This window comes from Pseudomonas mediterranea CFBP 5447 (genome assembly GCF_000774145.1).
Classification (GTDB): Bacteria; Pseudomonadota; Gammaproteobacteria; order Pseudomonadales; family Pseudomonadaceae; genus Aquipseudomonas; species Aquipseudomonas mediterranea.
In genome coordinates this window covers 113,338-126,000 of the sequence record NZ_KN322983.1, presented here as the reverse complement: position 1 = coordinate 126,000, position 12,663 = coordinate 113,338, and the positions used below count along the sequence as shown (strand labels likewise).

Genomic DNA, 12,663 nt, shown 5'->3' with positions numbered 1-12,663 from the left:
GAAAGTGCCGGGCGAGGCGGTAGTGCGGTTCATTCCAAGAGTTGGTTAAAGTCCTGTGGCGAGGGAGCTTGCTCCCGCTTGAGTGCGAAGCGCTCACAAAAGGGCCGCTTCGCAGCCTAGCGGGAGCAAGCTCCCTCGCCACGGGATTCAATCGACCTTGACTGAACGGCATGACGCCATTCGTCACGTCGCTCTTGCGCGCTGTTTACGCATAATCGCAAGGCGCAGGCATTTTCTGCTTCACTCAAGGCTTGCCCGAAGGCTGGCCGCCCGGACCATAGGGGAATGGCGTAATGGCAACGGTAGACCGCTGGCTGCTGCCAGATGGCATCGAAGAAGTACTGCCACCGGAAGCTGCGCGTATCGAAGTAGCGCGTCGGCAGGTGTTGGATCTGTTCCAGAGCTGGGGTTACGAGTTCGTCGTTACCCCGCATATCGAGTACCTGGAATCCCTGCTGACCGGCGCGGGCCAGGACCTGGATCTGCGCACCTTCAAGGTCGTCGATCCGCAGTCGGGCCGGCAGATGGGTTTTCGAGCCGACATCACGCCCCAGGTAGCGCGTATCGACGCCCATACGCTGCGCCGTGAAGGGCCCAGTCGCCTGTGCTACGCCGGCAGTGTGTTGCATGCCCAGCCGCGCGCCCTGTCGTCTTCGCGCAGCCCGATCCAGCTGGGTGCCGAATTGTATGGCGATGCCAGCCCGAGCAGCGACGTGGAAGTCATCAGCCTGATGTTGGCCATGTTGCAACTGGCCGACGTGCCGGATGTCCACATGGACCTGGGTCACGTCGGTATCTATCGCGGCCTGGCCCGTGCGGCCGGTCTGTCCGGTGAAGTGGAGCAACGGCTGTTCGACGCCTTGCAGCGCAAGGCCATCGATGAGGTCATCAGCCTGACCGAAGGTTTGCCGGCCGATCTGTCCGACATGCTGCGGGCGCTGGTAGACCTGTGCGGCGGCCGTGAAGTGCTGGCGGCGGCACGTGAGCGCCTGGCCCATGCACCGGCGCCTGTACTGGCGGCGCTGGACGACCTGCTGGCGATCGCCGAGCGTCTGTCGGTGCGTTTCCCCGAGCTGCCGTTGTATTTCGACCTGGGCGAGTTGCGTGGTTACCACTACCACACCGGCGTGGTGTTCGCCGTGTTCGTGCCGGGCGTGGGCCAGTCCATCGCCCAGGGCGGTCGTTACGACGACATCGGCGCCGACTTCGGTCGCGCCCGTCCGGCGACCGGTTTCTCTACCGATCTGAAAACCCTGGTGACCCTGGGGCGTGCTGAAGTCGAGCTACCGTCCGGCGGTATCTGGATGCCTGACAGTACGGATGCGGCACTCTGGCAGGCTGTCTGCCAGTTGCGCAGTGAGGGTCAGCGTGTCGTCCAGGCGTTGCCTGGGCAGCCTTTGGCCGCCGCCCGTGAAGCGGACTGCGACCGGCAATTGATTCAGCAGAACGGGCTTTGGCAAGTATTGCCGCTGGCTTCTTGAGTTTTCCCGCCGGCCGCGGCCGGCACCAAGTTTGCGCGAATGAGGACAAGTGTTATGGGTAAGAATGTCGTAGTCCTGGGCACCCAGTGGGGTGATGAGGGCAAAGGCAAGATCGTTGATCTGCTGACCGAACATGCTGCCGCCGTAGTGCGCTACCAGGGTGGCCACAACGCCGGTCACACGTTGGTGATCGACGGTGAAAAAACCGTTCTGCACCTGATTCCGTCGGGCGTGCTGCGCGAAGGCGTGCAGTGCCTGATCGGTAACGGTGTCGTGGTTGCCCCCGACGCCCTGCTGCGGGAAATCGTCAAGCTGGAAGAGAAGGGTGTACCGGTGCGCGAGCGCCTGCGTATCAGCCCGTCCTGCCCGCTGATCCTGTCCTATCACGTTGCGCTGGACCAGGCCCGTGAAAAGGCCCGTGGCGAGATGAAGATCGGCACCACCGGTCGCGGCATCGGCCCGGCCTACGAAGACAAGGTGGCCCGTCGTGGCCTGCGCATCGGTGATCTGTTCCACCGCGAGCGTTTCGCCGCCAAGCTGGGCGAGTTGCTGGACTACCACAACTTCGTCCTGGTCAATTACTACAAAGAACCGGCCATCGACTTCCAGAAGACCCTGGACGAGTGCATGGAATACGCCGAGCTGCTCAAGCCGATGATGCTCGACGTCACCGCTGAGCTGCACGAGCTGCGTCGCGCGGGCAAGGACATCATGTTCGAAGGCGCCCAGGGTTCGCTGCTGGACATCGACCACGGCACCTACCCGTACGTCACCAGCTCCAACACCACCGCCGGCGGTATCGCCACCGGTTCGGGCTTCGGTCCGATGTACGTGGACTACATCCTGGGTATCACCAAGGCCTACACCACTCGCGTGGGCTCGGGTCCGTTCCCGACCGAGCTGTTCGACGACGTCGGTGCCTTCCTGGCCAAGCGCGGCCACGAGTTCGGTGCCACCACCGGTCGTGCCCGTCGTTGCGGTTGGTTCGATGCCGTCATCCTGCGTCGCGCCATCGACGTCAACAGCATCTCGGGCCTGTGCCTGACCAAGCTGGACGTGCTGGACGGCCTGGAAACCATCAACATCTGCGTGGGCTACAAGAATCAGGACGGCGCGGTCATCGACGCACCGACCGACGCTGACAGCTACATCGGCCTGGAGCCGGTGTACGAGCAGATGCCAGGTTGGACCGAATCGACCGTGGGTGCCAAGACCCTGGAAGAGCTGCCTGCGGCGGCCCGCAACTACATCAAGCGCCTCGAAGAGCTGGTCGGTGCGCCGATCGACATTATTTCGACGGGGCCGGACCGCAACGAAACCATCGTCCTGCGCCACCCGTTCGGCTGATAAGTCGCTGATGTAAAAGACAAAGGACCCTCATATGGGTCCTTTGTCGTTTCTGCCTGCCGACGGCACAACACTTGCTATGCAACTCCATTACTGGCACATCTTGACGAGTGCCATCAATTTAATGGCGTTCGTAGAGGGATTTCCCGTGTCGGCCGTTCTCTCACTGTTACAAAGCCGTTTGCTACGGCCTGTGTTCGTTACCCTTGGTATCGCCCTTTTGGTGCAGGTGCTGGTGGCGGTTGCCCTGACCCGCAGCACGGTCACGGCGCTCGAAACCGACCTGGGCACGCGCCTGGGTGCTGACAGCCAGAAACTCTCCGGCGAGCTGGAGCAGGCTGGGCGGGAGGTCACCTCGAGCCTGGACAGTTTGTCCGCCAATACCCGCCAGCGATTGAACGCGGGTCTTTCCACGCGCCTGAAAGATGAGCAGTCGCAGCTGCGGACGACGCTGGAAAAGGCACTCAAGGACTCCGCCAATGATATGGCGCAGCTCCTGGCTTCCGTCGCTCCCCGCGCCATGTGGGACAGCGACATACCGACGCTCTCCGAATTTGCCCGCCGGGCTCAGCGCAACCCCAACGTCTTGTTCGTCATCTACGACGATGCCAACGGTGAGCACTTGACCCGTTACCTGAACCGGGATAACGCGATCAACAAGGCGTTGCTGGAGAAAGGCAAGGGCGAGCGGGCGCTGGACAAGGTGCTGGACGCTGCGAAGACCGATCCATCGGTGTACTACCTGGAGGCGTCGATCAATCCCAATGGGGTGGAAATCGGCAAGGTATTGATGGGGGTCTCCACTGCTTCGGTGGAATCCGATCTGAAGGCGCTGGATCAGCGTTTTTCGGCATTGATTGCCAGCAGCGATCAACTGGTCGGTGACAGCCTCAAGGGCGCCGCCGCCGACAGTGCCGCTGCCATGCGCGGCCGCCTGCAATCGGCACAGGCCACTGCTACGCAGATGCAGACCAATACCTCCGGCACGGTGCAGGAAGCGGCAAGTACCTTGCGCTGGCGCATCGGTCTCGGCCTGGCACTGGTGGGCTTCGGCGTACTGCTGCTGTTGGCCGTGGTGCTGGGGCGTCGGGTGGTCAATCGCTTGAAGCTGCTGATTGCGGCTATGAATGATCTGGCGGCCGGGGAGGGTGACCTGACCAAGCGTGTACAGATCAACAGCAAGGATGAAATCGGCGACATGGCCTCGGCGGTCAATCGCTTCGTGGATAAGTTGCAACCCATCGTGCGCGAGGCGGGTGATGTCGCCCAGCGCACTGGTGTGGAAATCGGCGCAATGACCTTGCGCAACTCCGGCGCCGATGCGGCGGCCGGTATGCAGCGTGATGAGGTGGCGGAGAGTTTGCGTGCGCTGTCGCAGATGGCCGACGAAGCACAGTCGGAAAGCCAGGCGATGCAGGCGGCCCTGCAGCAGGTGGTCGAGATTCGCCAGGCCACTGATGAAAACACCCGTACTTCGGCCAAGGTCAGTGGGCTGATCGAGGCGCTGGCCGGGCAGGTGGACACCGGGGCGAAGGTGATCGAGCGACTGGCGCAGCAGAGCGAGCAGATCGAAGTGGTGCTGACGGTCATTCACGGCATCGCCGAGCAGACCAATCTGCTGGCCCTGAACGCGGCCATCGAAGCGGCGCGGGCCGGGGAAACCGGGCGTGGCTTTGCCGTGGTGGCGGATGAGGTACGGGCGCTGGCGAGCAAGACCCAGAGTTCCACCGGTGACATCCAGGCCCATATCGTGGCGTTGCAGCAGGGGGCCCGAGAGGCGGTGGCCGCGATCGGCCAGGCCGGGCGGCAGGCCAGCGAGGGGTTGTTGGTGTTGCGTGACAGTGCCCGCCTGCAACAGTCGGTACAGGCTTCCGTGGAGCAGGTGCACGCGGCGATTGGCCTGGCGACTCAGGCAGCGGCTCATCAGGCCCAAGGCGCGCAGGCGGTGCGTGGGCGGGTCGAGACCATTCACGTTCAAGCCGAGAAAGCGGCTCAAGCTGTGGTCGAGACGACGGCGAGTGGCAAGGTGCTGGACAATCTGGCGGCGCAGTTGAAGGCGAGCCTGGGGCAGTTCAGGGCATGACAGCGTGTGGGAGCGAGCCTGCTCGCGATGGCGGCCCGACGGCCGCCTCAGCCCCTGCGGTCTCAGCAATTCCCCAGCCAAAAACGCAAAAACCCGCTTTCGCGGGTTTCTGTGAGGTTCAAGATCATATCTTGAAGCTTGAAATTGGTGCCCAGAAGAAGACTCGAACTTCCACGACCTTGCGGTCACCAGCACCTGAAGCTGGCGTGTCTACCAATTTCACCATCTGGGCAGTATCGACAACGTGTGTACGTCGTCGATGGCGCGCACTATACGGAGCGTGTTTTTAACTGTAAACCCCTCTTGGTAAAAAAACCTGGAAATTTCACGAGCGGTGCCTTCCCCTGCTTGATGACAAGGCTAAAAGACCTTTAGAAAGGGCTTCGGATGCCTGAAATTTCCCGTTTCATTACGCCTATGCCAAACTAACCCGCATATAGACAAGGTGAAAACTCTCTAATGGCCGATTGGCAGTCCCTCGATCCCGAGGCCGCTCGTGAAGCGGAAAAATATGAAAACCCTATTCCCAGCCGCGAACTGATCCTGGCGCATCTCGCCGACCGGGGTTCGCCTGCCAGCCGTGAAGAGCTGGTCGAAGAGTTCGGGCTGACGACCGAAGATCAACTCGAAGCCCTGCGCCGCCGTTTGCGAGCCATGGAGCGCGATGCTCAATTGATCTACACCCGGCGTGGAACCTATGCGCCGGTGGACAAGCTCGATCTGATCCTGGGCCGTATCGCCGGTCACCGCGATGGCTTCGGGTTCCTGATTCCCGATGACGGTAGTGACGACCTGTTCATGAGCCCGGCGCAGATGCGCCTGGTGTTCGACGGTGACCGGGCGCTGGCCCGGGTGTCCGGCCTGGACCGTCGCGGTCGTCGTGAAGGCGTGATCGTCGAAGTGGTGTCCCGTGCCCACGAAAGCATTGTCGGCCGTTACTTTGAAGAGGGCGGCATCGGCTTTGTCGTCGCGGACAATCCGAAGATCCAGCAGGAAGTGCTGGTCACCCCGGGCCGCAACGCCAACGCCAAGGTCGGTCAGTTCGTCGAGGTGAAGATCACCCACTGGCCAACCCCACGCTTTCAGCCGCAAGGCGATGTGGTGGAAGTGGTCGGCAACTACATGGCACCGGGCATGGAAATCGACGTTGCCCTGCGTACCTATGACATTCCCCACGTCTGGCCTGAAGCGGTCCTGAAAGAAGCCGCCAGGCTCAAGCCGGAAGTCGAGGAAAAGGACAAGGAAAAGCGCGTCGACCTGCGTCACTTGCCGTTCGTCACCATCGACGGTGAGGATGCGCGGGACTTCGACGACGCGGTCTACTGCGAAGCCCGGCCGGGCAAGCTGCGCCTGTTCTCCGGTGGCTGGAAGTTGTACGTCGCGATTGCCGACGTGTCCAGCTACGTGAAGCTCGGTTCGGCACTGGATGCCGAAGCCCAGGTGCGCGGCAACTCGGTGTACTTCCCCGAGCGCGTCGTACCGATGTTGCCCGAGCAGCTGTCTAACGGCCTGTGCTCGCTCAATCCCCATGTCGACCGCCTGGCCATGGTCTGCGAGATGACCATCTCCAAGACCGGCGAGATGACCGACTATTGCTTCTACGAAGCGGTGATCCACTCCCACGCCCGCCTGACCTACAACAAGGTCAGTGCAATGCTGGAAACGCCGAAGCTCGCCGAATCGCGCAAGCTGCGCGGGGAATACAAAGAGGTGCTGCCGGACCTCAAGCAACTCTATGCGTTGTACAAGGTGTTGCTGGGCGCGCGTCACGTGCGCGGTGCAATCGATTTCGAAACCCAGGAAACCCGGATCATCTTCGGTTCCGAGCGCAAGATCGCCGAGATCCGGCCGACCGTGCGCAACGATGCGCATAAATTGATCGAGGAATGCATGTTGGCGGCCAACGTGGCCACCGCTGAGTTCCTGAAGAAGCATGAGATCCCGGCGTTGTATCGGGTCCACGACGGTCCGCCGCCGGAGCGCCTGGAAAAGCTGCGCGCCTTCCTCGGTGAACTCGGCCTGTCCCTGCACAAGGGCAAGGAAGGTCCGTCGCCGAAGGATTACCAGGCGTTGCTGGCCAATATCAAGGATCGCCCGGATTTCCATCTGATCCAGACCGTCATGCTGCGCTCCTTGAGCCAGGCGGTGTACAGCGCCGATAACCAGGGCCACTTCGGCCTGAATTACGAGGCCTATACCCACTTCACCTCGCCGATCCGGCGCTACCCCGACCTGCTCACGCACCGGGCTATCCGCAGCGTGATCCACTCGAAGATGAACACCCCGCACGTCAGGCGTGCTGGTGCGATGACCATTCCGAAGGCGCGCATCTATCCGTACGACGAGGCCGCCCTGGAGCAGTTGGGCGAGCAGTGCTCGATGAGCGAGCGTCGTGCCGACGAAGCGACCCGCGACGTGGTGAACTGGCTCAAGTGCGAATACATGAAGGATCGCGTGGGCGAGTCGTTCCCGGGCGTGATCACCGCTGTGACCGGTTTCGGCCTGTTTGTCGAGCTGACCGATATCTACGTCGAGGGCTTGGTGCATGTCACCGCGCTGCCGGGTGACTACTACCATTTCGACCCTGTGCACCACCGCCTGGCGGGCGAGCGCACCGGGCGTAGCTTCCGTCTTGGCGATACCGTCGAAGTGCGGGTAATGCGCGTCGATCTCGACGAGCGCAAGATCGACTTCGAGATGGCGGAAAAAACCATCGACGCACCGATCGGACGCAAGAAGCGCGGCACCGAGGCATCTGCGCCTGCGGCCAAGACCGCTGCCGAGCCGGTCTCGACCAAATCCGGCCGTCGCGGTCCGGCCAAGGAGAAAGCCAGCGAAGCCTATCGTCCGAGCGACGCCGCGGCGAAAAACGCCGAAGTGCGCAAGAGTCGTGAAATGAAGCAGGCGCTGCTGGCCGAAGCCAAGAAAGGTGGTAAGGCCGCGTCGGGAGGAAAGACCGGGCGGTCGGCTCCCGAAAGCGCAAGCAGCAAACCGAGCAAGCACCGTAAAGGCCCGCCGAAAGCGGGCTCGGCCCCGGCCAAAAGTGGCGGAGCCCGTAAACCCAAGGCCAAGTCATGAGTCAGTTGGAAAAAATCTACGGCGTGCATGCTGTAGAAGCCCTGTTGCGTCATCACCCCAAGCGGGTCAAGCAGATCTGGCTGGCGGAAAGCCGCAGCGAGCCACGGGTCCAGACCCTGGTCGAGCTGGCCAACGAAAATCGCGTGGCGGTCGGCCAGGCCGAACGGCGCGAGATGGACGCCTGGGTCGAAGGCGTGCACCAGGGTGTCGTGGCCGAGGTCAGCCCGAGCCAGGTCTGGGGCGAGGCGATGCTCGAGGAACTGCTCGATCGTACCGAAGGCGCGCCTTTGCTGCTGGTGCTGGACGGCGTGACCGATCCTCACAACCTCGGCGCCTGCCTGCGTTCGGCGGATGCGGCCGGGGCATTGGCGGTGATCGTTCCCAAGGACAAGTCGGCAACCTTGACGCCGGCCGTACGCAAAGTCGCCTGTGGCGCCGCGGAAGTGATTCCGCTTGTGGCCGTGACCAATCTGGCGCGCACCCTGGAAAAACTCCAGCAACGCGGCTTATGGGTGGTCGGCACGGCGGGCGAGGCCGAACAGGACCTGTATCAACAGGACCTCACCGGCCCGACGATCCTGATCATGGGCGCCGAAGGCAAGGGCATGCGTCGACTGACCCGCGAACATTGCGACTACCTGGTCAAGCTGCCGATGGTCGGCAGCGTCAGCAGTCTCAACGTCTCGGTCGCGACCGGTGTGTGCCTGTTCGAGGCGCTGCGCCAGCGTAGCGTCAAGGCTGCCGCGAAAAAGTAACGCCGTTGCAGGTCCCTGTGGGAGCGAGCCTGCTCGCGATAGCGGTGTATCAGTCGGCATTTATGCTGGATGACCCACCGCTATCGCGAGCAGGCTCGCTCCCACATTGTTTTGTGTTGTAGCGGTTGTTCAAATAATCACCAATTGCCTTGCACCTGCCTCGACCCTTCTCTACAATTGCGCCCCTTGCTGTGATGGCAGGCACTTATGTGTCTAGCGTCCACAAGTCCATAAGTGTCATTCACTCCTTGTCTGACCGTTTTTAAGCGGCAGGCTACAACCCGTAAGGAGCATTCATGCGTCATTACGAAATCATCTTTTTGGTCCACCCGGATCAAAGCGAGCAAGTCGGCGGCATGGTTGAGCGTTACACCAAGCTGATCGAAGAAGACGGCGGCAAAATCCACCGCCTGGAAGACTGGGGCCGTCGTCAACTGGCCTACGCAATCAACAATGTTCACAAGGCTCACTACGTGATGCTGAACGTTGAGTGCACCGGCAAGGCCCTGGCCGAGCTGGAAGACAACTTCCGCTACAACGATGCAGTGATCCGTAACCTGGTCATCCGTCGCGAAGAAGCCGTTACCGGCCAATCCGAGATGCTCAAGGCTGAAGAAAACCGCAGTGAGCGCCGTGAGCGTCGCGACCGTCCTGAGCACTCTGACAGCGCCGATGGCGATGACAGCGATAGCGACAGCGACAACAGCGATAACGCTGACGAGTAATCCACGGACCTTTTAAGGAGCCAATCACATGGCACGTTTCTTCCGTCGTCGTAAATTCTGCCGCTTCACCGCTGAAGACGTGAAAGAGATCGATTACAAAGATCTCAACACCCTGAAAGCCTACGTATCCGAGACCGGCAAAATCGTTCCAAGCCGCATCACCGGTACCAAAGCTCGTTATCAGCGTCAGCTGGCCACCGCTATCAAGCGCGCCCGCTTCCTGGCCCTGCTGGCCTACACCGACAGCCACGGCCGCTGAGACCGGGCAGTCGACAAGTAGCAAAGGATTGAATGCATGCGCGCCATAGCTGAGTTCATCATGCGCGGCCGTATGCAGGCCACTCTGGTAGTGGCTGGATGTGCGGCATTGCCGTTGTTGTATTGGTTGGGTGCTGCCGCCGGGAGTCTCGTACTCCTGCGGCGCGGATTGAGGGACGCTTCGAGTGTTCTTGCTCTGGGACTGCTGCCGGCCTTGCTCTGGTGGTTGTACGCCGCGGACCCGCGGGCACTGATGGTGCTTGTGGGGTCTTCGGCGCTGGCGTTGGTGTTGCGCGCCAGCGAATCCTGGAACCGCGTGCTGCTGGTCAGCATAGCGATAGGGGTGGTGTTTTCAGTGGTGCTCGGGGTGGCTTTCGCGCCCCAGATCGAGATGCTGTCGCAGGCTTTGGTAAAAATCCTGCCCGAGGCCCTCGGTGAGCTCTACCGGCAGATGTCGGCAGAGGAGCAGGCGCGTTTCGCGTCCCTGATCGCACCGGTCCTGACCGGCCTGATTGCGGCCTTGTTGCAAATCGTCAGTGTGCTGAGCCTGATTGTCGGGCGCTACTGGCAGGCGTTGTTGTACAACCCGGGTGGTTTTGGTCGCGAATTTCGCGCCATCCGGTTCCCGCTTGGGCTGGCGATGTTGCTGCTGGCGGGCATGCTTCTGGGGCCGAACTTCGGTCCGCAGATGGCCATGCTCACGCCGTTGTGCAGCGTACCGCTGGTCTTCGCCGCCCTGGCCCTGATTCACGGGCTGGTGGCGCAAAAGCGACTGGCCAGGTTCTGGCTGGTGGGGTTGTACGTCACGTTGTTGCTGTTCATGCAGCTGATCTATCCGTTGCTGGTGGTCCTGGCCATCGTCGACAGCCTGATTGATTTTCGCGGTCGTATGGCGCCGAAAGACGCCGACAGCGCGAACGGTGAAGGTTAAAAGTTAGAGGATTTTCACATGCAACTGATCCTTCTGGAAAAAATCGCCAACCTGGGCAACCTGGGCGACAAAGTAAACGTTAAGGCCGGTTACGGCCGTAACTACCTGCTGCCTTTCGGCAAGGCTACCGCTGCGACCGCTGCCAACCTGGCTGCGTTCGAAGAGCGTCGCGCCGAGCTGGAAAAAGCCGCCGCAGACCGTAAGGCATCGGCTGAAAGCCGTGCTGCCCAACTGGCCGAGCTGGAAGTGACCATCACTGCCACCGCTGGCGACGAAGGCAAGCTGTTCGGTTCGATCGGTACCCACGACATCGCTGACGCACTGACCGCCTCCGGCGTTGAAGTTGCGAAGAGCGAAGTTCGTCTGCCGAACGGCACCATCCGCAACGTAGGTGAATTCGACGTCGCCGTGCACCTGCACGCTGAAGTTGAAGCCACCGTACGCGTTGTCGTGGTAGCAGCCTAAGCAATAGCTGTCGGCTGGCACCCTTGGGTGCTAGCCGGTAACATCGGGCACGATCCTGTTTACAGGTCGTGCCCTTTGTCTTTCTGCAATTCCTGATTTTCATAACCCGTTGGGGTTCCCAAAGAATCAAGTGGCCATGAACGAAATCACCGCTCCCGAGCAATACGATCTGCAAACCGCCGCCCTGAAGGTGCCGCCGCATTCCATCGAGGCCGAACAGGCCGTGCTCGGTGGCCTGATGCTGGACAACAACGCCTGGGAACGCGTGCTCGATCAAGTCTCCGACGGCGATTTCTACCGACATGACCACCGCCTGATCTTCCGTGCGATCGCCAAGCTGGCCGATCAGAACATGCCGATCGACGTGGTCACTCTGGCCGAACAGCTGGACAAGGAAGGCCAGACTTCCCAGGTCGGCGGCCTCGGTTACTTGGGCGAACTGGCGAAAAACACGCCATCTGTCGCCAACATCAAGGCCTATGCGCAAATCGTCCGCCAGCGGGCAACCTTGCGTCAGCTGATCGGTATCAGCAACGAAATCGCCGACAGCGCCTTCAACCCTGAAGGCCGCACCGCCGAAGAGATCCTCGACGAAGCCGAACGGCAGATCTTCCAGATCGCCGAAGCCCGGCCGAAGACCGGCGGCCCGGTGGGGGTCAACGAGTTGCTGACCAAGGCCATCGACCGTATCGACACCCTGTTCAACACCGACAACGCGATCACCGGCTTGTCGACCGGCTACACCGACCTCGACGAGAAGACCAGCGGCCTGCAACCGGCCGACCTGATCATCGTCGCCGGCCGTCCTTCCATGGGTAAGACCACCTTTGCGATGAACCTGGTGGAAAACGCCGTGCTGCGCAGCGACAAGGCGGTGCTGGTGTATTCCCTGGAGATGCCAGGCGAATCGCTGATCATGCGTATGCTCTCGTCCCTGGGGCGTATCGACCAGACCAAGGTCCGTTCCGGCCAACTGGAAGACGACGACTGGCCGCGCCTGACCTCGGCGGTCAACCTGCTCAACGACCGCAAGCTGTTCATCGATGACACCGCCGGCATCAGCCCGTCGGAAATGCGCGCCCGGACCCGTCGCCTGGTGCGGGAACACGGTGATATCGCGCTGATCATGATCGACTACCTGCAGCTGATGCAGATCCCGGGTTCCAGTGGTGACAACCGGACCAACGAGATTTCCGAGATCTCCCGTTCCCTCAAGGCCCTGGCCAAGGAATTCAACTGTCCGGTGGTGGCCTTGTCCCAGTTGAACCGCTCCCTGGAACAACGCCCCAACAAGCGTCCGGTGAACTCCGACTTGCGGGAATCCGGAGCGATCGAGCAGGACGCCGACGTCATCATGTTCGTGTACCGCGACGAGGTGTATCACCCCGAGACGGAACACAAGGGCATCGCCGAAATCATCATCGGCAAGCAGCGGAACGGCCCGATCGGCTTTATCCGCCTGGCGTTCATCGGTAAGTACACGCGGTTCGAGAACCTGGCGCCGGGCAGCTACAACTTCGATGATGACGAATGATTTGTA

The 12,663-nt window shown here is 61.5% G+C and carries 10 protein-coding genes and 1 tRNA gene; 10 read left to right on the top strand and 1 reads right to left on the bottom strand.

The genetic code is table 11. The annotated features are described in order from the left end of the window. The first annotated feature begins 293 nt into the window (after positions 1 to 293). From N005_RS06100 to N005_RS06090, 3 genes are all read left to right on the top strand, one after another. On the top strand, positions 294 to 1,481 hold the full coding sequence (locus N005_RS06100; protein WP_047700345.1) for an ATP phosphoribosyltransferase regulatory subunit: 1,188 nt from the start codon (positions 294 to 296) through the stop codon (positions 1,479 to 1,481). Between the two features lie 54 nt (positions 1,482 to 1,535). Further along, positions 1,536 to 2,828 carry an adenylosuccinate synthase gene (locus tag N005_RS06095; RefSeq protein ID WP_047700344.1) on the top strand — a complete coding sequence of 431 codons (1,293 nt, stop codon included), beginning with the start codon at positions 1,536 to 1,538 and terminating at the stop codon, positions 2,826 to 2,828. Between the two features lie 148 nt (positions 2,829 to 2,976). Next, complete coding sequence (locus N005_RS06090) at positions 2,977 to 4,911, top strand: methyl-accepting chemotaxis protein (RefSeq protein ID WP_047701012.1); 1,935 nt, start codon at positions 2,977 to 2,979, stop codon at positions 4,909 to 4,911. Between the two features lie 145 nt (positions 4,912 to 5,056). On the opposite strand, the gene N005_RS06085 is transcribed toward N005_RS06090, so the two are convergent. Continuing rightward, positions 5,057 to 5,143: transfer RNA gene (locus N005_RS06085), tRNA-Leu, on the bottom strand. A 227-nt stretch (positions 5,144 to 5,370) separates the two neighbouring features. Between N005_RS06085 and rnr the strand changes: the two genes are divergently transcribed. The 7 genes from rnr to dnaB all read left to right on the top strand — a co-directional run bounded on the left by rnr (position 5,371) and on the right by dnaB (position 12,657). Further along, a complete protein-coding gene (gene rnr, locus N005_RS06080; RefSeq protein ID WP_047700342.1) occupies positions 5,371 to 7,989 on the top strand; it encodes a ribonuclease R in 2,619 nt (872 codons plus the stop codon). After that, positions 7,986 to 8,744: a 23S rRNA (guanosine(2251)-2'-O)-methyltransferase RlmB gene (gene rlmB, locus N005_RS06075; RefSeq protein ID WP_047700339.1), complete on the top strand. Its 759-nt coding sequence runs from the start codon at positions 7,986 to 7,988 to the stop codon at positions 8,742 to 8,744. The genes rnr and rlmB overlap by 4 nt, the downstream gene beginning before the upstream one ends. Positions 8,745 to 9,040: 296 nt before the next feature. Continuing rightward, complete coding sequence (gene rpsF, locus N005_RS06070) at positions 9,041 to 9,469, top strand: 30S ribosomal protein S6 (protein ID WP_003186395.1); 429 nt, start codon at positions 9,041 to 9,043, stop codon at positions 9,467 to 9,469. A gap of 28 nt (positions 9,470 to 9,497) precedes the next feature. Beyond that, positions 9,498 to 9,728: a 30S ribosomal protein S18 gene (gene rpsR, locus N005_RS06065; RefSeq protein ID WP_002551829.1), complete on the top strand. Its 231-nt coding sequence runs from the start codon at positions 9,498 to 9,500 to the stop codon at positions 9,726 to 9,728. Between the two features lie 36 nt (positions 9,729 to 9,764). Further along, complete coding sequence (locus tag N005_RS06060) at positions 9,765 to 10,658, top strand: YybS family protein (protein ID WP_047700337.1); 894 nt, start codon at positions 9,765 to 9,767, stop codon at positions 10,656 to 10,658. 18 nt (positions 10,659 to 10,676) lie between these two features. After that, positions 10,677 to 11,123, top strand: coding sequence for a 50S ribosomal protein L9 (gene rplI / locus N005_RS06055; RefSeq protein WP_003186385.1), 447 nt, complete (start codon positions 10,677 to 10,679; stop codon positions 11,121 to 11,123). Positions 11,124 to 11,259: 136 nt separating this feature from the next. Further along, positions 11,260 to 12,657, top strand: coding sequence for a replicative DNA helicase (gene dnaB / locus N005_RS06050; RefSeq protein ID WP_047700335.1), 1,398 nt, complete (start codon positions 11,260 to 11,262; stop codon positions 12,655 to 12,657). Positions 12,658 to 12,663: the final 6 nt, after the last annotated feature.

What these genes read in the sequence shown, in the direction of transcription:
- N005_RS06100 (WP_047700345.1), top strand. Translation starts at nt 294, where the DNA reads ATGGCAACGGTAGACCGCTGGCTGCTGCCAGATGGCATCGAAGAAGTA.
- N005_RS06095 (WP_047700344.1), top strand. Translation starts at nt 1,536, where the DNA reads ATGGGTAAGAATGTCGTAGTCCTGGGCACCCAGTGGGGTGATGAGGGC.
- rnr (WP_047700342.1), top strand. Translation starts at nt 5,371, where the DNA reads ATGGCCGATTGGCAGTCCCTCGATCCCGAGGCCGCTCGTGAAGCGGAA.
- rlmB (WP_047700339.1), top strand. Translation starts at nt 7,986, where the DNA reads ATGAGTCAGTTGGAAAAAATCTACGGCGTGCATGCTGTAGAAGCCCTG.
- rpsF (WP_003186395.1), top strand. Translation starts at nt 9,041, where the DNA reads ATGCGTCATTACGAAATCATCTTTTTGGTCCACCCGGATCAAAGCGAG.
- rpsR (WP_002551829.1), top strand. Translation starts at nt 9,498, where the DNA reads ATGGCACGTTTCTTCCGTCGTCGTAAATTCTGCCGCTTCACCGCTGAA.
- N005_RS06060 (WP_047700337.1), top strand. Translation starts at nt 9,765, where the DNA reads ATGCGCGCCATAGCTGAGTTCATCATGCGCGGCCGTATGCAGGCCACT.
- rplI (WP_003186385.1), top strand. Translation starts at nt 10,677, where the DNA reads ATGCAACTGATCCTTCTGGAAAAAATCGCCAACCTGGGCAACCTGGGC.
- dnaB (WP_047700335.1), top strand. Translation starts at nt 11,260, where the DNA reads ATGAACGAAATCACCGCTCCCGAGCAATACGATCTGCAAACCGCCGCC.